Here is a 21599-nt window from a genome sequence, read left to right on the forward strand (position 1 = left end):
TACCGACGCACCACGGCGCGATACCCCCCACCGGCAGGTGGCGCACCACAGCGCGACACCCTCCACCGGCAGGTGGGAAAATGTTTCCAGGGGGAGAAGCGGGGAAGAAATCCAGGAAAAATATTGCACTCTATGGAACGAGCATGTATAATTTAATTTGTATAGTTTTGTCGCTTTCCCTGGATGGGGAAAGAGGCAGCACCGGCCGTTGGGATAAACCTGTCAGCGGCTGGGACAACCAGGAATGACAACAATGATCGCGTGAATCTCACGCGGTCATTTCACTAGAACCGATGTGAAAGCTCCCGCGTCAGCGGCAGCCGGCCGGGAAGCCCAGCCCCCTATGGGGGGATGGGTTTTGCCAGCGGCGGATGGAGGTACGCATGAAAGAATGTAAGATAGCCGTGGTGCCGCCCTTTGAAAAGCCGGACCCTGCCAGCGATCTGGTGGTGTTTTCTCCGGCCAAGGACTACATCCCCGAATACGATACCAAGAATTATCTCTCCCAGTGCATGGAATACGCTATGAAATATGCGGTTTATCTGGTGCCGTCGGTGTTTTCCGCCTTCGACTACCTATGCATGACCCTGATCGACCGGGAGGGGAATATCCTGGGCGCCCAGCGGGCGGTCCATTTGAACTCCCTTTCCCTGAGCCATTTCCGCAAGGCGGAAAATCTCAAGATTTTTCCCACCGAGCTGGGCGCTATCGCCCTGTGCGTGGATGTGGACATCTATCACCCCTTCCAGGTGCGGATGCTCAAAATGATGGGGGCCCAGCTGCTCGTCTCCGCCCAGCATTTACAGAACCGGGACTACAACCGGGGACGGATTCTCTCCGGACCCTGGAACGCGGCCCAGCAGAACAATCTCACGGTGGTCAGCGTCAGCAATAAGCGATGCTGCGTCACCGCGCCCTGCGAGGCCACTGAGGACAAAAGCGGGTTTGTGGTCTATCCCACCCCCACCCTGGAGCTGACGGCTTCGGTGGACGTCACCGCGTCCGCGCCCGCCATCTTTGACTACTCCCTTCCGGGATTGACAGCCCATGGATTTGTCAAACAAAACGCCGAGTATCTGATGGGAGGGAAGGGCAGATGAATGGATTTTCCCTGCGCATGGCGCGAAAAAAGATCCTCTCCAAAGCAAAGCCCAAGAAGCTCTTGGAGCTCATTGATAACCTAGAAATTACCCCCAGCGGCAATATGGCCCGCTTTAGCCCCCAGGACATCCGGGTCAGCGCCGTAAGCATGACGGTCAAGCCCTATCAGAGCCTGTTTGACTATATCGCGGACATGAACGCCTACATCCAAAAGGCCCGGGAGGAGGGCGCTCAGCTGGTGGTCTTCCCCGAGTACGCCGGGATGCTGATTCTCTCCGCCCTGCCGGTGTGGCATAAATTCCAGAAGGAAGTGCTCTCCGCCGGGGATCTGGAGGAGGGACTCGGGCGGGCGCTGGACATGATGGAGGAGCTCTCGGAAGCGGTGTCGGAAGTCTATCTCACCGTCTTTTCAGAACTTGCGAGACTTCACGATCTCTATATCCTCAGCGGTTCCATCCTGACGAGGGAGGAGGACCGGCTTTATAACCGGGCCTACCTCTTTGACCACTTCGGCTATCTGGCCGCCACCCAGGACAAAATCTTCCTCTCCGCTTTGGAGCAGAGAATGGGGCTCTCCTGCGGCAAGGAGACGGTGGTTGCCGACACCGAAATCGGGAAGCTCGCCATCCTTATTGGGGCGGACGCCAACTATTTCGAGGTAGCGGACATCGCCGTAAAAAAAGGAGCGCAGATTCTCTTGGGCTGCGACCTCTCCATGGGGCCGTTTAATCCCTACAGCGCCCAGGTGGGCATGGAGATGCGGGTGCAGGAAACCGGCGTCTTTGGGGTCAAGTCGGTGCTCTTGGGAGAACTGCCCTTTGATGTGAAGCTCTACGCCAAATCGGGCATCTACGCCCCCTTCTCCTGTACCAGCGACCTGTCCGGGGTGCTGGCGCAGTCGGACAGCTATAAGCACGACGCGGTTCTCACAGCCAGCCTGGATTTGAGCCGGCTGGAGTATGCGAGGGACATCTATACCTCCGACCACAACCCGGCTCTCTGCCGGAAGAACGCGCCCCGGGGATACATGCTCCTATCGGTGGCGCCGCCCGCCGCGCCTAAAATAAACGGCCCGCGGGAGGAAACGGAAGACAGGGAGGAACAGGAGCCGTCCCGCCGGGAGACGGCGGGCGTCCGCTAGGAAGACGCGAAAAGCTCCGTGAATAAAGGGAGGCTCTATGAAAAATTTAGCGCAGAAGCTAGCCCTTGGGGGCATTTCCCTGTTATTGTTCGGACTGCTGCTGGCCGTGATGACCCAGACGCCCCTTTCCTATGTGGTGGGGGGATTGGGGCTCGTCTTCTCGCTGACAGCCTGTATTACACAGGAATAAAGAGAAACCCCCGGGCAAGCCAACGGCTTGCCCGGGGGTTTTTGGTGGAAAGCTGAGATTGATTAAGGCACGCAGCAAGGGAGTAAATTACAGAGTCACGACGATTTCTTCTCCCTCGCTGGTGTGGATGTCCACAAGGCACAGCCCCCGGTGCCGCCTGCGCAGCGTCCTGAGCTGCAGCAGCAGACCGGCTTTTTTCTCGTCGGGGACGCTGACATAGTTTCTGCCCACATATAGCCCAATGGAGAGGCCCAGGCGGCTGAGCACCAGGGAGGTGGGGAGATAAAAGGTGGCGCGCATTTCTTCGGTATGGATTTTAATTTTCATCATTCGGCCGTGACTTCCACGATATCCCCCTCGCTGCTTTCCACTTCCACGATTTTGCCCATCATCCCGCTTTCAATGAGGGTGATGATCATATCCAGATCCAGCGCTTTGAGGATATCGCTGCCGTTAAACTGAGGAATTTCGATCTTCATGTCCGCCGCGATTTTTACGAAGGCCAGGGGCAGGTTGATCTTGACTTTATCCCCCTTCACCGTCTGGACGTTGACCCGCAAAAACATTTCGTTGATATTCTTGCGCTGTTCGGCGGGCACAAACTCCACGATGTCCTTCCGTTCCCGGACCAGATCGTCCAGGGAGATGTGGAAAAAGTCGGCCAGCTCGATGAGGACGGGAAGATCGGGGATGCTCAGGTCCTTCTCCCACTTGCTCACTGCCTGGGAGGAGACCCCCATCTTTTCCGCCAGCTCGTCTTGGGTCATATTTTTCTGTTTTCTCAGATCATTAATTTTTTCGCCAATGGTTCTTTTCATATCGTTACCTCTTTCATTCATTCATCGGTTGTTGTCCGTATCCTTATCATAGGGGATAGCCGGGCAAAAAGGAAGGGAGTGGCGGTTGAACTGCCCTACCGTTAGTTGCAAAATATGAAACCATTGGTTGTTATTGCCGTATTTTCCCTAAAAATGCACCTGCCGGTGCGGGATAGCGCGGACCTGTGGTCGGCATGACGCGTTCTGGGTCTAGTTCGAACCACTGTCGCGTGACCCGCGTTGGGTCGCGAATACGTTCAAACGCGGTGTGTCAGCGGCAACTTGCCGCCCCGCCGGCAGGCGGCAGAAAAACAGCCGCCTGATGGCGGCTGTTAGTCATGATGGGTTATAGAGCCGCTTCCGCGTCCCTGAGAGCCTCATGGGCGCTCTCCAGGTTCGACTGTGCGTCGGAAACGGCCTCGTCGGCAGTGTCCTTCTCCGACTGTGCGTCGGAAACGGTCTGCTGGGCGTCCTGATCGGCGGCAATGGCGTCGTTTACCCGCTCCTCGGCGCTGTCGGAAGCCTGCGCGGCATCTTCGGCGTCTTTCTGCGCGGCCTCGGCGTCGGCGGCTGCCGCATCAGCCTTGTCCTGGGCGTGTTTGGCGGCATCTTCTTTAGAAGCTGCGTTCTGATCGGCCTCGTCTGCCTTCGCCTGTGCGTCGTTGTAGGCGATGAGAGCCTCTTCTTTTGCAGATTCTGCGTCTTTGACGGCGGCATTTTTTTCATCGAGCTGGGTCTGGGCGTCCTGTTTGGCCTGGATGGCCGCGTTGGCTTCGTCGGTGACGTCCTTCTCGACGGTGTATTTTCCGCCGCTGATGATCTTGTTGTTTTGATTGTCGTAGTCCACCTCGGTGGAGCCGTCAGAATAAACTCCGGTCGCGGTGTTGTACTTGATGACATGGGCGACGGTGGTGCCTTTGGCCTCGTCGACGACGGAAGTCATGGTGATGAATACGTTAAAGCCCTTTTCCGTTCTGCCATCGCATTTGAAAAGGCGATAGGTGTATGCGTCGCCATCGGCCAGGATACCGCTGTTGTCCAGATATTCGTTGAGTGCCACCGCATAGATCTGGCCGTTGGAATTGAGAGAATTGATCCACTCAAAGTAGTCTTTCCCATCGTGATAGACGTGGGAGAGCGCATTGATCTCAGATTCGTCGATACCAGTCAGCAGGCAGGCGATGACATCGTAGACTTTGCTGTCCGCTTTGGCGTCGGCCAGGGACTGCTCCGCGTCTTTGGCGGCGTCTTGCGCCTTGCCGGCGGCTGCGACCGCATCGTCGTAGGCTTTTTTTGCCTGGGCGGCCTTCTGAGCGGCCTCATCGGCCTTTGCGCGGGCGTCGCTCGCTTCGGCAGCCGCCTTGTCGGCAGCGGCCTGGGCGTCTTTGGCGGCATTCGCCTTCTCATCGGCGGCCTTTGTGGCGTCGTCTTTCGCCTGGGCGGCTTTTTTCGCCTCATATTTCGCGGCTTCCACCTGATCGGCGGTTGCATCTTTCGCGGAGAGGGCATCTTCCAATGCCTGCGCCTTCTCGTCGGCGGCTATCTGCGCCTGAGAGAGTGCTTCCTCTGCGATGCGTACCTGCTCTTTTGCTGCTTCTGCCTTCTGGCGTGCTTCTTCCCGTTTGGCCGCTGCGTCCGACGCCTGGATGGAGGCGCTGGAGGACGCGGTTTCGGCCTGCTGGTAGGCGGTCTCGGCCGCTTCCACCCGGGGGGCGGTGATCTGCGCGACCGTGTTTGCCAAAGGCTGGGTCCGCTGGACGGCGACGGCTTGAGCGGCAGGGGCCGCCATGGAAGCGTCCTCGCCGTTTAAGGTGGTGGGGAGCTGCGCCAGCGGGGTTTCCTCATCGCCAATCTGGGTCAGATGGCGGGAGGCGGGATCGGATGCGGGCATCTCGACGGTGGTCTGGAATGCGTTAAGCACCGGAGCGATGCAGAGCATGAGCAAAAGAACGAGCGCGATGACGAAATATCTTTTATTCTTTTTCATGGTTTTCCCCTTTCTACGAAACGCGGATAGCTTTGCGGGTGCGTTTCGCTTTCGACTGAGGAAGCACAGATGAATTTTGCCCCTCAGTGCAGCTGGCTGCCAACCGGGGAAGGTAAGGCCCTCTAGCTTTGCGTCGCCGGCTTTCGCCGGGTTTGCCAAAATCACCTCTTGTATTGCACAAATTCTGACGCCAAAAAAGGCTTTGCGCACAGCGCAAAGCCTTTGGTAGAATCAAAAACAGAAAGGGTACGTTCCTGTATTCCGATTGCAACTGGCTGCCAACCTGGTGAGAGGTAAGGCCCTTTAGCTTTGCGCCGCCGGCTTTCGCCGGGTTTGCCAAATATTGACTCGGAGGACTGTCACGCACGGCAGCCATCCTATGCCCTCATTCTATGCGCGGTGAGGCGAAATGTCAATCGGAAAGGGGACGAGTTTTATAGAAATTCTAGTCACATAATCAGCAATTGTATCTATAGCCATGGGGCGTGTGAAATCTGTGACCGGTAGATTAAGCGTCTTTGCCCGCTTTTTCCGGGCCTTCCGGGGGAGGCAGGATGACGGCCTTGACTCTGGCGATGCGCCGGTCCACAATGCTCACAGCGGTGAGGCGTACCCCCGCGATTTCCACGGTGGGAGTTTCCTCCTCCCCGGGGATGCGGCCCAAGGTGTCGATGATGAGTCCGCCCAAGGTATCCACGTCCACGTCGGCGTCTTCCTCCACCAATTCCACCCCCAGCGCCTTGGACACGTCGTCCAGAGAGGCGCCGCCGTCGATGGACCAGGTGTTCTCGTCGATGCGGGAGAATTCCTCCTCCTCGTTGTCGTATTCGTCCTGGATATTGCCCACGATGGATTCCAGCACGTCCTCCATGGTGACGATGCCGGAGGTGCCGCCGTATTCATCCACTACCACGGCCAACTGGACCTTGCGCTCGGTGAACTGGGTAAAGAGCTCCCGCAGGCGGTTGGATTCGGGGACAAAAAAGACCGGCCGCAGATAGCTTTCCACGTGAAACTCTTCCGGAGCGCCGCCGCCCAGGAGCTTGAGCAGGTCCTTGACATAGATGACGCCCACGATGTTGTCGATGTCCTCCCGGTAGGCCGGGATGCGGGAATAGCCGTCGGTGATGGCAATGTCCAGAATATCGTTTAAGGAGCAGTCCACGGGCACGGCGGAAATTTCGGTGCGGTGGGTCATGATCTCCTCTGCGGTGGTGTCGTCGAACTCGAAGATGTTGTTGATCATTTCCTTCTGGCTCTCTTCGATGACGCCCTTTTCATTGCCCACATCCACCATCATGCGGATTTCTTCCTCGGTGACCAGTTCCACCTGGCTGGCCGGGTCAAAGCCCAGCAGCTTGGAGAGGGCGTCGGCGCATTTGACGGTGAAAAAGCGGAAGGGCCGGGTGATCTGCAAGATGACCGAGAGCAGGCCCACGGTGGACAAGGAGATCCGCTCCGGGTTTTTCCCCGCGATGTTCTTGGGCAGGTAGGTGGCCAGCACCAGTACCAAAAAGCAGGTGAGGAGAGCGGCCGCGGCCACCAGCACCACACCGGCCGCACTCTGGGGCAGGGAGAGGGAAATGAGCCAGGGCCAGGCGGTGCGGTAGGCGACCAGGGTGGCCAGGATGGCGATGAGGACGGTGAAAAAGTGGGAGAGCAGCAGCGTCGCGTCATTGTAATGGGTCGGCTCCCCCGTCAGACGGGCGATGCGCTGGGCACGCTCGTCACCCTCCTCGCACAATTTGCGGATGCGGGCGTCGGGGAACAGGACAATGGCGGTCTTGCTGCACATGATGAAGGCCTTGAGAAATAAGGCCACAGCCAGCAGAATCAAACAGAGAATCAGATTTCCGTCGGGGTCCACTCACAAAACTCCTTCGTTGTAGATAATTTAGGGCTTAGATACAGCTACAATTACCTTATATTATACATCGTGCCGCCGCCCCCGTCAAACCCCTGCCCGCCGCCTGCCGGCGGGACGACGCGGACCTGCGGCGGGCATGACGCGGACCTGCGGTCGGCATGTCGCGCTCTTGGTTTGATCGAGGCCACCGCCGCGTTCCCCGCTCTTGGGTTGCCGACGCACCACAGCGCGATGTCCTCCACCGGCAGGTGGGCCCCTCCGGGGCGGGATGACGCGCCCTGAGTTTGATCGAGGACACCGCCGCGTTCCTCGCGTTAAAGTCGCAGACGCGCCACAGCGCGATGTCCTGACCGGTAGGTCCACCGCCGCGTTCCCCGCGCTTGGGTTGCCGACGCACCACAGCGCGATGTCCTCCACCGGCAGGTGGGCCCCTCCGGGGCGGGATGACGCGCCCTGAGTTTGATCGAGGACACCGCCGCGTTCCTCGCGTTAAAGTCGCAGACGCGCCACAGCGCGATGTCCTGACCGGTAGGTCCACCGTCGCGTTCCCCGCGCTTGGGTTGCCGACGCACCACAGCGCGACATCCTCCACCGGTAGGTGGAAGATTTCTGAAAAAGGGGGAAAATAAGAGTGAGAGATACTTTACTTTGCGCCATAAAGATGATAAAATTTGAAGGTAGCAAACACAAGTGGAAGCAGGCCCTGGAGGCCCTTTTCATGTGGACCTTGTCTTTTTGCGCCAATGCCCGGCGCTTGGGACAGGGTTAAATGCGCACAGGGTGGAATTTCCATCCGGCCAAAAGAATTCCAAAAGGGAGGAACAACAAACATGGCAAGAAAAATGAAGACCATGGACGGCAATAACGCCGCGGCGTACGTATCCTATTCGTTCACCGATTTGGCGGCCATCTATCCGATCACTCCCTCTTCCGTTATGGCAGAGGTCACTGACAAGTGGAGTGCGGAGGGCCGCAAAAACATCTTCGGCCAGCAGGTCAAGGTCGTAGAGATGCAGTCCGAGGCGGGCGCCGCCGGTACCGTACACGGTTCTCTGGCAGCAGGCGCGCTGACCACCACCTATACCGCTTCGCAGGGCTTACTCTTAATGATCCCCAACATGTATAAAATCGCCGGCGAGCAGCTGCCCGGCGTCATCCACTGCTCCGCCCGTGCGGTGGCAAGCCACGCGCTTAGCATCTTCGGCGACCACTCCGACATCTATGCCTGCCGTCAGACCGGCTTTGCGATGCTGTGCGCCACCAACCCCCAGGAGGTCATGGACCTGGGCGCTGTCGCCCATCTGGCCGCTATCAAAGGCAAGGTCCCGTTCCTGCACTTCTTCGACGGCTTCCGCACCTCCCATGAGATCCAGAAGATCGAGATGTGGGATCAGGACGATCTGGCTGAGATGCTGGATATGGACGCTGTGGCAGAGTTCAGAAAGAGCGCCCTCAACCCCAACCATCCGGCGCTGCGCGGTTCTGCGCAGAACCCGGACATCTTCTTCCAGAACAGAGAGGCCTGCAACCCCTACTACGACGCGCTGCCTGCGGTCGTGGAAGAGTACATGGGCAAAGTCAACGCCAAAATCGGCACCAACTACCAGCTGTTTAACTACTATGGCGCCGCGGATGCGGAAAATATCATCATCGCCATGGGTTCCGTCAACGATACCATCGAAGAGACCATCGATTATCTCAACGCTAACGGCGGCAAATACGGCCTCGTAAAGGTTCGCCTGTATCGTCCGTTCTCCGCCAAACATCTGATCGACGCCATCCCTGCTTCTGTCAAGACCATTTCCGTCCTCGACAGAACCAAAGAGCCCGGTTCCATCGGCGAGCCGCTCTATCTGGATGTTGTCGCAGCCCTCAAAGGCTCCAAGTTCGAGAACGTCCCGGTCATGACCGGCCGCTACGGCTTGGGCTCCAAGGACACCACCCCGGCCAACATCATCGCCGTGTACAAAAACGCCGAGACTCAGGCGAAGCCCCGCTTCACCATCGGTATTGAAGACGATGTGACGGGCCTCTCCCTGCCTGTGGGCGAGAACCCCGACACTGCTCCCGAGGGCACCACTTCCTGTAAGTTCTGGGGCCTGGGTGCGGACGGCACCGTCGGCGCCAACAAGAACTCCATCAAGATCATCGGCGATCACACCGACATGTACGCCCAGGCGTACTTTGCCTACGACTCCAAGAAGTCCGGCGGCGTCACCATTTCCCATCTGCGCTTTGGACACAAGCCCATCAAGTCCACCTACTTCATCAATAAAGCAAACTTTGTCGCCTGCCACAACCCCTCCTACATCGGCAAGTACGACATGGTCGAGGACCTCAAAGACGGCGGCACCTTCCTGCTCAACTGTGGCTGGGACATGGATGAGATCAACGCCAGAATGCCGGCCAAAGAGAAACGCTATATCGCCGAGCACAACATCAACTTCTACACCATCGACGGCATCCACATCGGCCGTGAGATCGGTCTGGGCGGCAGAATCAACACCGTCCTCCAGGCTGCCTTCTTTAAACTGGCGGGCATCATCCCCATCGATGACGCCGTCAAATATATGAAGGACGCGGCCACCGCTTCCTACTCCAAGAAGGGCGAAAAGATTGTCGCCATGAACCACGCGGCCATTGAGCGCGGCGTACAGGATGTCAAGAAGATCGAGGTCCCCGCTGACTGGGCCAACGCTGCCGACGAGGCTGCCGCGGATGCTTCCGTCAATGGCGACCGCAAAGACCTGGTCGACTATGTCAACAACATCCAGAACGCCATCAACGCCCAGAGAGGCGACAAGCTGCCGGTTTCCGCGTTCAAAGATCACGTGGACGGCGAGTTCCCCCAGGGTTCCGCTGCCTATGAGAAACGCGGTATCGCGGTCGACGTTCCCACCTGGATTCCTGAAAACTGCATCCAGTGTAACTTCTGCTCTTATGTCTGCCCCCACGCGGTCATCCGCCCGGCGGTCATGACCGACGAAGAGGCGAAAAACGCGCCGGAAGGCATGAAGATGGTTCCTATGACCGGTATGCCGGGCTATCAGTTCGCCATGACCGTGTCCGTCCTGGACTGCACCAACTGCGGCTCCTGCATCAACGTCTGCCCGGGCAAGAAGGGCAACAAGGCCCTGGAGTTTAAATCCCTGGATTCCCAGCTGCCTGAGCAGGAGAAATTCAACTACGGCCACGCGCTGCCGGAGAAACCGGAAGTTGCCGCCAAGTTCAAAGACACCACCGTCAAGGGCAGCCAGTTCAAGCAGCCCCTGCTTGAGTTCTCCGGCGCCTGCGCGGGTTGCGGCGAGACTCCGTACGCGAAGCTTGCCACCCAGATCTGCGGTGAAAGAATGATGATCGCCAACGCGACCGGTTGTTCCTCCATCTGGGGCGGTTCTTCCCCCTCCACTCCGTACACCGTCAACAAGAAAGGTTACGGTCCTTCCTGGGCCAACTCCCTGTTTGAAGATAACGCCGAGTACGGCTATGGTATGTACCTGGCACAGGCCACCATCAGAAACGGCCTGATCGCGAAGGTCACCGAGATTGCGGAAAAAGCCGAGGGCGCTCTGAAAGAGGCCTGTGAGAACTACCTGAGCACTGTGGATGACGGCGCGGCCAACGGCGTTGCCACCGAGGCGCTCATCGCCGAGATGGAAAAAGTCGATTGCGATAAATGCAAAGCGGTCCTCGCGGACAAGGATTATCTGAAGAAGAAATCCGTCTGGATCCTGGGCGGCGACGGCTGGGCGTACGACATCGGCTTCGGCGGTCTTGATCACGTCATCGCTTCCGGCGAGGACGTCAACGTCCTGATCTTCGACACCGAGGTGTACTCCAACACCGGCGGCCAGTCCTCCAAGTCCACCCCGACCGGCGCTGTGGCACAGTTTGCCGCCGCTGGTAAAGAGGTCAAGAAGAAAGACCTGGCCGGTATCGCCATGAGCTATGGTTATGTCTATGTCGCTCAGGTTTCCCAGGGCGCCGACATGAACCAGTGCATCAAAGCCTTCCACGAGGCGGAGAGCTATCATGGTCCTTCCGTGCTCATCTGTTACGCCCCCTGCATCAACCACGGCATCAAGGGCGGCATGAGCATCGCCCAGACCGAGGAGAAGAAAGCGGTTGCCGCCGGTTACTGGCATCTGTTCCGCTTCGATCCGCGTCTGGCCGCTGAGGGCAAGAATCCGTTCCAGCTCGACAGCAAGGCTCCGACCGCTTCTTACAGAGACTTCATCATGGGTGAGGTCCGTTACAACTCCCTGACCCGTTCCTTCCCGGATCGCGCAGAGGTTCTGTTCGAGAAAGCGGAGAAGAACGCTGTGGAGAAATACAACCACCTGGTCAAACTCCAGAAGATGTACGAAGTCGAATAAGACTGATGATACAAAAAGGACCCGCGCCCCATGGGGCGCGGGTCCTTTTTTCAGCTACCGCCGGCGGGCGGGTGACGCGCCACAGGTATATTTCGAGCCTCCGACGCGTCACCCGCGTTTATGTTGCAAACGATGCCACAGCGCGGCAACCCCCACCGGCAGGTGGCGCCGGTAGGCGTGCCCCTCGTGCCGGTGCGGGTTCATTTGCACCCCATGGGGTGCATCCTCTTACCGCTCATGCCGCGGGGGCACAGACGCCGTCGGGGACGGCAGCCTTGCCCCTCGTGCCGGGGCAGGCACATCCTTTCCCTTGCCGGAAAGGATGCAAAGGGCACAGCAAGGGGGACACCCCCTTGCTGACATCCCCCAAGGATCGCGCTCTGGGTTTGCATGGTCTGACTGCCTCCCTCCACACGAGGCGTTTGCGGAGTATCGGTGCCGCCGGCTCGCCGGCCGCTCGAAAGGGGCTCACGCCCCGCGGCGTACAAGGACGCCGTCACGATTGCACGCCGGGGGCGCGCACCTGCGGTGCCTATGCTTGCCGTCAGCGCAAAAAAAGGACGCTCTATAAGAGCGTCCTTTTTCTTATTTTAATAGGCTTGCAGTTCCTCCGGCGGCTCGTCGGGGAATTCGTGAAACTCCTTGGGGGAGTCCACCACGTCGAATTCCAGGGTGACCTTGAAGAGATCCCCGTCCACGGCGATGTCCATCTGTCCGCCTTGGAGCTCGGTGAAGCTCTTGGCGATGGACAGCCCCAGTCCCGAACCCTCGGTGGAGCGGGCCTGATCGCCCCGGACAAAGCGCTCCATAATTTCGTTAGCGTTAAAGTTCATCTCGTAGGAGGCGATGTTCTTGATGACGAAGATGACCTTTTTCTCCCATTGGAACACGTCGATATAGACGCGGGTGCCGGGCAGGGAGTACTTGACGGCGTTGAGAATCAGGTTGGAGAGCACCCGGTTGAGCCGCCGGCCGTCGGCGTTAATATGGATGCGCTTTTGCGGGATGGTCACCCGGAAGTCCAGGCCGGAGGGCGCGATCTTTTCATCGAGCTCCGCCACGGTCTGTTCCACCAGCTCCCCAAAGTCGATGACCGCCAGCTCCAGTTCCATGTTACCGGAGTTTGCCTTGGACACCTCAAACAGGTCTTCGATCAGGGTTTTGAGCCGCATGGATTTGCGCTCGAGCACCTTGACATAGTCGTTGGCAAATGGGGGGGAGAGCTCCTCCTTCTTGAGCAGGTCCACGTAGTTGATGATGGAAGTCAGCGGGGTCTTCAGATCGTGGGAGACGTTGGTGATCAGCTCGATCTTCATCCGCTCGCTCTTTGTGCGCTCCTCCACCATCTTGTTGATGCCCTCGTTGATGCCGTTGAGGTCGTCGGCGAAGGAGTAGAGGTCGTCGTTGGGATAGAGGATCAGGGGCGCCGGCGTGGTGCCCAGGCGGGTTTCATGGACGTTATCCATGATGCGCCCTAAGGTTTGGAGGCTGTTTTTATAGTTGTCGATGAATTTATAGCCGATGAGCAGTCCGATGCCCGCCACCAGGAAGGCCAGCAAGATGAAAAAGCCTTCGGCGCTCACGCCCACCGCGAAGAAGATGGCCCCCAGGATGGCCAGCCCGATCTCGGTACAGAAGAAGACGATCATCTTGCGGGACTGCCGCTTCTGGAAGGGATATTTCATGGAATATTTGTTGATGGCGCGGTAGAGCGCGTTGACGCTGTTTTGGGTAAAGACGCCCATGCCGTTATATCGGAAATCCAGACAAATCAGATAGACCGACCAGTAGGCGATGGGAGTCGCCAACAGGAGGGGCGGGGTATCGAAGGAGACGGCAAAAGCGGAAATCCCCAGAGCGATGAGCAGGAAATACACCACAATCTTCACTTCCAGCCAGACGCTTGCAAGGGCATGGGCAATGCCCTGGGAAAACTGGAGGCGGCGCTTGCGGAAGACGCAGGAGAGGATGAAGAGGAGGAGCCCCCCGCCAAAGCAGCACAGGGCCACGACGGCCGTGTATTGGCTCACCAGATGGGACATGTAAACCGAGTAGGCCCGGTTTGAGAAGGCGCCGAAAGCGCCCAGGTTTTCCTTGATGGCGATGATGCCGGTGATGCCGTTAAACTCCTCCTCGGTGGAGGGAAGCCAGGAGAGCTGTTCTTCCACCCCGGCGTAGAAGTTTTCATAGGAGAAGTTGCCGCCGCCGTTAAATCCGGAGAAGCGGTTATTCTGCAAAAAGAGCAGGTAGTGGTACTGATTCCGGTGTGCCTCGATGTAAGCCTGAAAGTCCTCCAGGGACTCGAACTGGGTGTTGGTAAACTGCCGCGGGGTGCCGGCCTCGGTGTCGCTATTGACGAAAAACACCTGGCGGGTGTCCCGGTCGTTATAGAAGTTTTCCTTCTCCCCGTCCAGGGGGCTGTATTTTGTCTTCTCCCAGTCCTCTTTGAATTTCTCTTCCAAAAGCGCCTTCTCCGAGTCGGATGGATTGGGTTCATAGCCGTACTTATTGATGTAGTCGTTATAATAGTCGGCCCAGTAGGCGTTCAGATCGTCCTCGAACTGGGGGTTATAGGTCACGATGTGCTGCGCGCTTGCCAGGGTGTTGCTGATGAGGTCCCGGAAGCGTTTGGTCTGCGCGTAGTCGTCCTTGTAAAACTGATTGACGATCAGATACGGGATGGCCAACAGGGAACTAATCATGAGCGAAATGCCGATCACATACGCCGCAAAGGTGATGCCACCCCTAGATTTTTTCGATTTTGTATCCAATGCCCCACACCACCTTTAAATATTTGGGTTCTTTTGGGTTGATTTCGATCTTTTCCCGGATGCGGCGGATGTGGACGGCGACGGTATTTTCGGGGGCGAAACTGGGTTCGTTCCACACCCGCTCGTAAATTTCGTCGATGGGGAAGACCCGGTTTTGATTTTCCATGAGCAGTTCCAAAATCCGAAACTCAATGGGGGTCAGTTTGACATATTCCCCGTCCACCGTCAGCGTTTTATCCACTGTATTGAGGATGAGACCGCCTGTTTTGAGCACATTCTCCTGTTTGGGCATGTCGCCCAGGGTGACATACCGCCGCAGCACCGAGCGAACCCGGGCAATGAGCTCCAAGGGGTTGAAAGGCTTTGTGATATAATCGTCCGCACCCATGTTGAGGCCCAGAATCTTGTCGGTGTCCTCGCTTTTGGCAGAAATGAGGATGATGGGGATATTCCGGTCCTGGCGGATTTTGACCATGGCGCCGATACCGTCCAGGCGGGGCATCATAATATCGAGAAGGATGAGGTGAACGGTGTTCTCCTCCAGCATTTCCAGCGCCTGTACGCCGTCATAGGCGCTCAGCACGGTCAGCCCCTCGTTTTTCAGATAGATGCCAATGGAATCACAGATCTCCTTGTCGTCGTCCACTACCAAAACAGTCAGGTCCTGCATATTCTGTTCCTCTCCTTTAGCTACCCATGGGTATATTTGCGCAGCGGGACCAGCCCCGGCCGGTCTGAGGTTTTGCGCGCGAGATTATTATACCACAATTCTCTTTCTATCTGTGATTATAAAAGGGATTTCTTACACAGGGGAGCATGTTTTCCTTACAAAATTCTTACTTCCATAAAATACATCGGCCGGGTGGTCAGGAATGGGGAGGCAACTGGACTTTGTTGGAAATAACAACGCCTTCCTACGATTGCGGCAGGATTCGACAAAGGTAAAACTGCACAAACGTGTTGAAAAAATGGTTGGATAAAAACGATTTTTGTTAGTACATATTTGTAAATATTGGAGAAAATTGTGAACAACAGAAAAAAAAAGTGTTCTTTCATGTCATAATATACTATAATAATGATAAACAAATATCATGACCCTTCAGCTCGCCGGACCGGCATCCAAAAAAAGTAATTTGGATGGATGTCCGTCATTGACGGCTGTCAAACGAATACATCTTACATCTAAGTACCGACAGAACAAAACATCCAAGAAAGAAACTCCTACGGGAGGATAGGGAAGTGCCATGATGAATATTGCCATCTATGATCCGTCCAAGGAGGACGGGGAAGTGCTGGAATCGCTGATCCAGGGCCTGATGACCCAACGGGGAGAAGAGGCCGAAGTCGGACTGTTTACCGAAATGGACCAACTACTGAAAACCATGCACACTTGTGAAAAGGTCTTTGATATGGCCTTTTTGTTTACCGAAGGCAGCGCGGCGGAGATGCGGCAGGCGGTGGAAAAGGTGCGGGACTATAACCGCGCCATAGCGGTGGCCCTGACAGGCCCCCAGGATCTGACCAATTTGGAACTCCAAGAGGTGCCGGCGGCTGTCTTTATCAAAAAACCCTACGTGGAATCGGCGGTGGACCGGGTGCTGGAGATGGCGCTGGGTGAATATTCCCCCGAGCGTAGCCGGCATATTCTGGTACATACGGCCCGGCAGGACTTTGACCTATTGCTTGATAACCTGCTCTATGCGTCGAGCAACCGGCGGATCGTCACCCTTTGTACCCGTCAGGGCTTTACCTTTTCCTGCTACTGCAAACTCAGCGAATTGGAGGCGCAGATCTCGGACCGGAGATTTTTGCGGTGCCACCAGAGTTTTCTCGTCAACATGGACTATATCAACAACATCATCGGGCATAGCTTTATTATGGAGGGCGGCGACTCGGTTAAAATCCGCCAGAGCGGCATCTCCAAGATCAAGGAACGTTACTATGCCTGGGCGCTGGGCAGATATTGACAGCATGCACAGCGGACACCGAAGCTGCTTCGGTGTCCGCTTTTTTGTTTGCTACGTCATTTTCTTTCGACGGAGGGCGAATTGGGAGAAAATGTAGACTGTGTTGGAAGAGTTTGCAAATATTTGTAAAATATTTGTTAATCAAAGTATAATTCGGGCCGTTATAGTATAAAATGATGGTAACAAGGCATCTATGCGATGTTGAGTGTTATGCATACACCGTGACCGGATTTTACTACAATAAAACCAACAAGGCTTACGAAGAGGTGATGAAATGGCAAAAATTCCATTTACGTTTCGCTTCGATGAAACTTGCCATGCCAAAATCCGCAAAATCGCACAAAAAGAAAAGCGTTCCATGTCCAATCTGATTGAATACCTTTGCTGGAAAGAGATTGAGGCGCAGGAAGAGAAATATGGTGAAATTGTGCTGACTGACGAGGATTTTTCGCAAGAGTGAGGGAGCGTCCCTACTTATGGGAGTATGCGATGGAAGAAATGAAACGAGAAGTAAAACGAAAAAGCGGCAGGAATATTCCTGCCGCTTTTTCATATGCTCGAGCCCGCATGGCGCAGCGGGGACATCACCAGCCGCTGATGTGGCCCCGCACCATGGCGCCGAAGAGCCGCTTTTTAAGGCCTGGGTGGGTCTTTTCCAATTCGTTGAGATAGTCCTTGGCCCATTGGCGCTGGGTGAAGGTGTCCGCCGGACACTGGCTCTTGACGATGGGGAGCTGACAGCGCCGGGCGGCGGAGGCAACGTCCCGCTCGGGGGCGTAGATCATGGGGCGGATCATGGTCAGGTCCTTGCGGGAGAGGTAGGAGACCGGGGAGAAGCAGCCTAAGCGCCCCTCGTGGAAGAGGTTGAGCAGGAAGGTCTCCACCGCGTCGTCATAGTGATGGCCCAAGGCGATCTTGTTACAACCGTACTCCTTGGCCGCGTCGTGGAGCGCGCCCCGGCGCATCCGGGCGCAGAGGCTGCAGGGATTGGGCTCTTTGCGGATGTCGAAGACCACCGGGCCGATGTCGGTGCGTTTGAGGACAAAGGGCGCCTCCAACTCCCCGCACAGGGTCTCGATGGCGGAATAGTCGGCGGGGACGCCTCCGAACATGGGGTCCAAGGTGACGGCTACCACCTGATAGTCGATGCCGATAAAGCGGCGCAGACGGCAAAGCCCCGTCAGCAGGACCACCGAATCTTTGCCGCCGCTGACGCCCACCGCCACCCGGTCCCCATCCTGGAGCATTTGGTAGTCGGTGATGGCCTTTCTCATATATCCCATCATTTTCTGCATGGCGCCGCCCTCCTTTTCTAAGGGTTCTACTTATTATATATAAGGAATAAGCTCACCGCACAAAAAAGATGCGGCACAGCAACCCTATTTTACAGGAAAAAGGGAGGGGATACAATCGGCGGGCCCATCTTTTTTTGTGAAAAAAGTGAAATGGCGGACGAGAATGAGAGAGAAATCGAGAGATCGGATGAGAAAATAAGAGTATACGAAGAGTAAATTAAATATTTGATAAAAAAGTATTGACAGGGGAAGCGTGTTTCACTATAATGATACATGCGACTTGATGTCTAAACCGCTCTTTTGGGCGGGTTTTGATAGGAAAGTTTCACGAAAAAGCGCATTCCGAGCCCTCGCGGAGAGGGCGAAGAAGATCGGAATGGGCAAGATACTTTGGGAGGTAAAAAAGTATGTCAACGACAATGCCAAAAGCTGGCGAAATCAGCCGCAAATGGTATGTGCTCGATGCCGCCGGCAAGCCCCTGGGCCGCACCGCCGCGCTGGCTGCGCACATCTTAAACGGCAAACATAAGCCCACCTATGCTCCTCATGTGGACTGCGGCGATCATGTCATCATCATCAACGCAGAGAAGGCGGTTCTCACCGGTAAGAAGCTGGAGCAGAAGTATTACCGTCATCACACCGGCTGGATCGGCGGCCTCAAAGAGATCCGCTACGACGCCCTGATGAAAGAGAACCCGGAAAAAGCGATGATGCTGGCCGTGAAAGGAATGCTGCCCTCCAATACCGTGGGTGCCAATTCCCTCAAACGCTGCCGCGTATTCAAAGGCGCGGAGCACACCCATGCGGCACAGAATCCTGAAATGTGGTCGCTGTAAGAACAGAAAGGAGGACAAATAGATGTACGATTCCAAACCATTCTTTTATGGAACAGGCAGAAGAAAACATTCCGTTGCCAGAGTAAGACTCTATGCGGGCAGCGGTGCAATAAAGATTAACGGCCGTGATATCGACGATTATTTCGGTCTGGATACCCTCAAACTCATTGTCCGTCAGCCCCTGGAGCTGACGAATACCAACGGCAGTTTTGACATCGAGTGCAACGTCGGCGGCGGCGGTGTCACCGGCCAGGCTGGCGCCATCCGTCACGGCATCTCCAGAGCGCTGCTCGAGTACAACGAGGAGCTGCGCCCCATCCTGAAGAAAGCGGGCTTCCTGACCCGCGATCCGCGTATGAAAGAGCGTAAGAAGTACGGCCTCAAGGCTGCCCGTCGCGCTCCGCAGTTCAGCAAGCGCTAAACTTTATCAAAAGTGGTCAAAAACCCCGGAACTACGCGGTTTCCGGGGTTTTTCCTTTTCAAATGGTTTGACGCAATTTGACAGAACGAAGCCTCTTTTAACCCGTTTTCTATGGGTTAAATGGTGGACAACCACCCCAAAAAGAGGGCTTATGGGTTAAAAAATAGGACAACCGAGACGCGATTTTGGGATGCCAAGGGGATGTTTATTTATACATCTCCAAGAGACCTTTTTCGTGAAAACGGTTTGTCTGAATTTGACCTAATTTGAACAAAAGAGAATAAATCTAATCGCCAAGCGCTCAGTATTTTCTACTGGGCGCTTTTTGCGTTTCCGGGGAATTTCATTCCGGGATAAGAAAAGGCCGTCACTTTCAATTTTTGAAGTGGCGGCTTTTTCTATTTCCAGAAGCCATAGAACAATTCAGAAATGAGGTGAAGTCATTGAACACGCAAATCATCGCCATCGCCAACCAGAAAGGCGGCGTTGGCAAGACAACCACCTGCGCGAACCTGGGGATTGGGCTGGCGCAGGCCGGAAAGAAAGTGCTGCTGATCGACGGGGACCCGCAAGGCAGCCTGACCATCAGCCTGGGCCACCCCCAGCCGGACAAGCTGCCCTTTACCCTGTCCGACGCGATGGGCCGTATCCTGATGGACGAGCCGCTGCGCCCCGGCGAGGGTATCCTGCACCACCCGGAGGGCGTTGACCTGATGCCCGCAGACATCCAGCTCTCCGGCATGGAGGTCTCCCTGGTGAACGCCATGAGCCGAGAGACCATCCTGCGGCAGTATCTGGACACGCTCAAGGGACAGTATTCCCATATCCTGATTGACTGCCAGCCATCCCTGGGTATGCTCACGGTCAACGCCCTGGCCGCCGCCAACAGGGTCATAATCCCCGTTCAGGCGGAGTACCTGCCCGCCAAGGGCCTGGAACAGCTGCTCCAGACCGTAAACAAGGTGAAGCGGCAGATCAACCCCAAGCTCCAGATCGACGGCATATTGCTGACGATGGTGGACAACCGCACCAACTTCGCCAAGGAGATTGCCGCCCTGCTGCGGGAGACCTATGGCAGCAAAATCAAGGTGTTCGGCACCGAGATTCCCCATTCTGTCCGGGCAAAGGAGATCAGCGCCGAGGGCAAAAGCATTTTTGCCCATGACCCTAATGGCAAGGTGGCCGAGGGCTATAAGAATCTGACCAAGGAGGTGATAAAACTTGAAAAGCAGCGCGAAAAAAGTAGAGCTGGCTCCATACGATGATTTGTTTTCCACCGAGGAAAGCCGCCAGGATGCCAAGCTGGAGAAGATACAGGAAATTCCGCTGTCTGAGCTGCACCCATTTAAGGGGCATCCCTTCAAAGTCAAGGATGACGAGGCCATGATGGAGACCGCCGACAGCGTTCGGCAGTATGGTGTTCTGGTTCCGGCGATCGCCCGCCCGGACCCGGAGGGCGGCTATGAGCTGGTTGCCGGTCACAGGCGGCACCGGGCCAGTGAGCTGGCCGAGAAAGAAACCATGCCTGTCATTGTCCGAGACCTGGACGATGATGCTGCCACTATCATCATGGTGGACAGCAACTTACAACGTGAAAGCCTGCTCCCCAGCGAAAGGGCCTTTGCTTACAAGATGAAGCTGGAGGCTATGAAACACCAAGGCGCACGGGGGGACTTAACTTCGTCCCAACTTGGGACGAAGTTGCGTGCAGATGAATTGTTGGCGCAGCAGGCTGGTTCGAGTAGGAACCAGGTGCAGCGCTATATCCGCCTGACGGAGCTGATTCCCGAACTGCTGGATATGGTCGATGAAAAGAAAATCGCCCTCAATCCGGCTTATGAGCTGTCCTTTCTCAAAAAAGAAGAACAGCGGGATTTGCTGGACGCGATGGACAGCGAACAGGCTACCCCCTCTCTCTCCCAGGCTCAGCGACTCAAGAAATACAGCCAGGAGGGACATCTGACCCTCGATATGATGCGCGTCATCATGGGTGAGGAAAAGAAAAGTGATCTCGACAAAGTGACTTTCACCTCCGACACCCTGCGGAAGTATTTCCCCAAAAGCTATACGCCCCAGCGGATGCAGGAAACCATTATCAAACTGCTGGAGGCGTGGCAGAAGAAGCGCCAGAGAGACCAGGAACGATGAAAGGAGCCGCCTATGAGGGATATTTCAGCCCGTGAGCTGAAAGGACACAATATCTTGGCCGTAGAGCGTTTTCAGGACAGCACCCGCTGGATGATCGAGTTTTCCGTTCAGCGCCCTTGTTCCTACGGCTGCCCCGGCGATGATATGCGGCTGTTTCTTACGGAGGACGGGTATCAGGCCGCCCTCGTAAGCCAGAAGCGTCGGGAAATCAAAATCAAGCGGTATGCCCGTGTGATCGAGGGCCATGTGCTCGACTTCAAACCGGACAAGCGCCGCCGCCACCCGTAAACTCATTATCACTACGAAAGGAAAGGAATGAATATGTGTACTGTCCAGAGCATCAAAGATGCCATCCGGGAAAGTTGCCAGTCCCAGTATGATATGGAATCCACCGACATTGACCGGGTTTTGCAGACCCTCCCGTTTTCGGAGCATGAGCCGATGTTCAGTCATCCGCCGAAGTACAAGCGTCCTTACCGGCCCTGGCAGAACAACAAAAACAGCTGAAAGCCACAGTCTTTTTCACGAAGGATTGTGGCTTTTTTCATGCCCTAAAATTAGAAAGACCTGCTAATAAAAGTCAAGTAGAAATTTCAGATTTTTAGTGAAGCAAAAAAGGCAACACAAAATCAAGCCGCTGAGCGTTTCAAAATTAAAACGGCGGCCAGCCAGATGGTATAA

Annotated in this window: 19 protein-coding genes and 2 riboswitches; of the genes, 12 read left to right on the forward strand and 7 right to left on the reverse strand. The window is 56.0% G+C overall.

The features are described 5' to 3' along the window. Window positions 1–383 precede the first annotated feature (383 nt). From H8709_RS07605 to H8709_RS07615, 3 genes are read left to right on the forward strand one after another with little or no spacing between them, the layout of a single operon-like run. Window positions 384–1100, forward strand: coding sequence for a hypothetical protein (locus tag H8709_RS07605; RefSeq protein ID WP_262397783.1), 717 nt, complete (start codon window positions 384–386; stop codon window positions 1098–1100). Beyond that, entirely contained in the window at window positions 1097–2242 is a 1146-nt protein-coding gene (locus H8709_RS07610; protein ID WP_262397784.1) for a nitrilase-related carbon-nitrogen hydrolase, read from the forward strand. Before H8709_RS07605 ends, H8709_RS07610 begins: the two co-directional genes overlap by 4 nt. A gap of 37 nt (window positions 2243–2279) precedes the next feature. Then, window positions 2280–2432: a hypothetical protein gene (locus tag H8709_RS07615; RefSeq protein WP_262397785.1), complete on the forward strand. Its 153-nt coding sequence runs from the start codon at window positions 2280–2282 to the stop codon at window positions 2430–2432. 87 nt (window positions 2433–2519) lie between these two features. On the opposite strand, the gene H8709_RS07620 is transcribed toward H8709_RS07615, so the two are convergent. The 4 genes from H8709_RS07620 to H8709_RS07635 all read right to left on the reverse strand — a co-directional run bounded on the left by H8709_RS07620 (window position 2520) and on the right by H8709_RS07635 (window position 7104). Continuing rightward, the gene (locus tag H8709_RS07620; protein ID WP_262397786.1) at window positions 2520–2762 is read right to left on the reverse strand and encodes a hypothetical protein; all 243 of its coding nucleotides are present in this window, start codon (window positions 2760–2762) and stop codon (window positions 2520–2522) included. Next, window positions 2759–3250 carry a helix-turn-helix domain-containing protein gene (locus H8709_RS07625; protein ID WP_262397787.1) on the reverse strand — a complete coding sequence of 164 codons (492 nt, stop codon included), beginning with the start codon at window positions 3248–3250 and terminating at the stop codon, window positions 2759–2761. Before H8709_RS07625 ends, H8709_RS07620 begins: the two co-directional genes overlap by 4 nt. A gap of 346 nt (window positions 3251–3596) precedes the next feature. Beyond that, window positions 3597–5237: a hypothetical protein gene (locus tag H8709_RS07630; protein WP_262397788.1), complete on the reverse strand. Its 1641-nt coding sequence runs from the start codon at window positions 5235–5237 to the stop codon at window positions 3597–3599. Between the two features lie 84 nt (window positions 5238–5321). After that, window positions 5322–5404: riboswitch (cyclic di-GMP riboswitch) on the reverse strand. A gap of 96 nt (window positions 5405–5500) precedes the next feature. Beyond that, window positions 5501–5585: riboswitch (cyclic di-GMP riboswitch) on the reverse strand. Between the two features lie 160 nt (window positions 5586–5745). After that, entirely contained in the window at window positions 5746–7104 is a 1359-nt protein-coding gene (locus H8709_RS07635) for a hemolysin family protein (protein ID WP_262397789.1), read from the reverse strand. Between the two features lie 830 nt (window positions 7105–7934). Between H8709_RS07635 and nifJ the strand changes: the two genes are divergently transcribed. Beyond that, window positions 7935–11480, forward strand: coding sequence for a pyruvate:ferredoxin (flavodoxin) oxidoreductase (gene nifJ, locus H8709_RS07640; protein WP_262397790.1), 3546 nt, complete (start codon window positions 7935–7937; stop codon window positions 11478–11480). 590 nt (window positions 11481–12070) lie between these two features. Here nifJ and H8709_RS07645 read toward each other — a convergent pair. Together H8709_RS07645 and H8709_RS07650 are read right to left on the reverse strand one after the other, a co-directional pair. Continuing rightward, entirely contained in the window at window positions 12071–14251 is a 2181-nt protein-coding gene (locus H8709_RS07645; protein WP_262397791.1) for a sensor histidine kinase, read from the reverse strand. Further along, window positions 14226–14912: a response regulator transcription factor gene (locus H8709_RS07650; protein ID WP_262397802.1), complete on the reverse strand. Its 687-nt coding sequence runs from the start codon at window positions 14910–14912 to the stop codon at window positions 14226–14228. The genes H8709_RS07645 and H8709_RS07650 overlap by 26 nt, the downstream gene beginning before the upstream one ends. 586 nt (window positions 14913–15498) lie before the next feature. On the opposite strand from H8709_RS07650, the gene H8709_RS07655 reads away from it, so the two are divergent. After that, window positions 15499–16218 carry a LytR/AlgR family response regulator transcription factor gene (locus H8709_RS07655; protein WP_262397792.1) on the forward strand — a complete coding sequence of 240 codons (720 nt, stop codon included), beginning with the start codon at window positions 15499–15501 and terminating at the stop codon, window positions 16216–16218. Window positions 16219–16492: 274 nt separating this feature from the next. Beyond that, on the forward strand, window positions 16493–16678 hold the full coding sequence (locus H8709_RS07660) for a hypothetical protein (protein ID WP_262397793.1): 186 nt from the start codon (window positions 16493–16495) through the stop codon (window positions 16676–16678). A gap of 124 nt (window positions 16679–16802) precedes the next feature. Here the strand turns inward: H8709_RS07660 and H8709_RS07665 are convergent, their stop codons facing one another. After that, a complete protein-coding gene (locus H8709_RS07665) occupies window positions 16803–17513 on the reverse strand; it encodes a tRNA 2-thiocytidine biosynthesis TtcA family protein (protein ID WP_262397794.1) in 711 nt (236 codons plus the stop codon). A gap of 407 nt (window positions 17514–17920) precedes the next feature. Here H8709_RS07665 and rplM point away from each other — a divergent pair, with 407 nt between their 5' ends. From rplM to H8709_RS07695, 6 genes are all read left to right on the forward strand, one after another. Then, window positions 17921–18349 carry a 50S ribosomal protein L13 gene (rplM, locus tag H8709_RS07670; protein WP_262397795.1) on the forward strand — a complete coding sequence of 143 codons (429 nt, stop codon included), beginning with the start codon at window positions 17921–17923 and terminating at the stop codon, window positions 18347–18349. Between the two features lie 22 nt (window positions 18350–18371). Beyond that, window positions 18372–18770, forward strand: a complete 399-nt coding sequence (gene rpsI, locus H8709_RS07675) for a 30S ribosomal protein S9 (protein WP_262397796.1) — start codon at window positions 18372–18374, stop codon at window positions 18768–18770. A 443-nt stretch (window positions 18771–19213) separates the two neighbouring features. Continuing rightward, window positions 19214–20035: a ParA family protein gene (locus H8709_RS07680; protein ID WP_002576359.1), complete on the forward strand. Its 822-nt coding sequence runs from the start codon at window positions 19214–19216 to the stop codon at window positions 20033–20035. Further along, on the forward strand, window positions 19992–20918 hold the full coding sequence (locus H8709_RS07685; protein WP_002576358.1) for a ParB/RepB/Spo0J family partition protein: 927 nt from the start codon (window positions 19992–19994) through the stop codon (window positions 20916–20918). The genes H8709_RS07680 and H8709_RS07685 overlap by 44 nt, the downstream gene beginning before the upstream one ends. A 12-nt stretch (window positions 20919–20930) precedes the next feature. Continuing rightward, window positions 20931–21206, forward strand: a complete 276-nt coding sequence (locus H8709_RS07690; RefSeq protein ID WP_002576357.1) for a DUF5720 family protein — start codon at window positions 20931–20933, stop codon at window positions 21204–21206. A 27-nt stretch (window positions 21207–21233) separates the two neighbouring features. Beyond that, window positions 21234–21425, forward strand: coding sequence for a hypothetical protein (locus tag H8709_RS07695; RefSeq protein WP_002576356.1), 192 nt, complete (start codon window positions 21234–21236; stop codon window positions 21423–21425). Window positions 21426–21599: the final 174 nt, after the last annotated feature.

The sequence above is a fragment of the Zongyangia hominis genome (genome assembly GCF_014385095.1).
GTDB classification, from domain to species: Bacteria; Bacillota; Clostridia; order Oscillospirales; family Ruminococcaceae; genus Zongyangia; species Zongyangia hominis.

Excerpts from the sequence above, each read along its gene's own strand:
- H8709_RS07605 (WP_262397783.1), top strand. The coding sequence starts at position 384 with ATGAAAGAATGTAAGATAGCCGTGGTGCCGCCCTTTGAAAAGCCGGAC.
- H8709_RS07610 (WP_262397784.1), top strand. The coding sequence starts at position 1,097 with ATGAATGGATTTTCCCTGCGCATGGCGCGAAAAAAGATCCTCTCCAAA.
- H8709_RS07615 (WP_262397785.1), top strand. The coding sequence starts at position 2,280 with ATGAAAAATTTAGCGCAGAAGCTAGCCCTTGGGGGCATTTCCCTGTTA.
- H8709_RS07620 (WP_262397786.1), bottom strand. The coding sequence starts at position 2,762 with ATGATGAAAATTAAAATCCATACCGAAGAAATGCGCGCCACCTTTTAT.
- H8709_RS07625 (WP_262397787.1), bottom strand. The coding sequence starts at position 3,250 with ATGAAAAGAACCATTGGCGAAAAAATTAATGATCTGAGAAAACAGAAA.
- H8709_RS07630 (WP_262397788.1), bottom strand. The coding sequence starts at position 5,237 with ATGAAAAAGAATAAAAGATATTTCGTCATCGCGCTCGTTCTTTTGCTC.
- nifJ (WP_262397790.1), top strand. The coding sequence starts at position 7,935 with ATGGCAAGAAAAATGAAGACCATGGACGGCAATAACGCCGCGGCGTAC.
- H8709_RS07655 (WP_262397792.1), top strand. The coding sequence starts at position 15,499 with ATGAATATTGCCATCTATGATCCGTCCAAGGAGGACGGGGAAGTGCTG.
- H8709_RS07660 (WP_262397793.1), top strand. The coding sequence starts at position 16,493 with ATGGCAAAAATTCCATTTACGTTTCGCTTCGATGAAACTTGCCATGCC.
- H8709_RS07665 (WP_262397794.1), bottom strand. The coding sequence starts at position 17,513 with ATGCAGAAAATGATGGGATATATGAGAAAGGCCATCACCGACTACCAA.
- rplM (WP_262397795.1), top strand. The coding sequence starts at position 17,921 with ATGTCAACGACAATGCCAAAAGCTGGCGAAATCAGCCGCAAATGGTAT.
- rpsI (WP_262397796.1), top strand. The coding sequence starts at position 18,372 with ATGTACGATTCCAAACCATTCTTTTATGGAACAGGCAGAAGAAAACAT.
- H8709_RS07690 (WP_002576357.1), top strand. The coding sequence starts at position 20,931 with ATGAGGGATATTTCAGCCCGTGAGCTGAAAGGACACAATATCTTGGCC.
- H8709_RS07695 (WP_002576356.1), top strand. The coding sequence starts at position 21,234 with ATGAATATGTGTACTGTCCAGAGCATCAAAGATGCCATCCGGGAAAGT.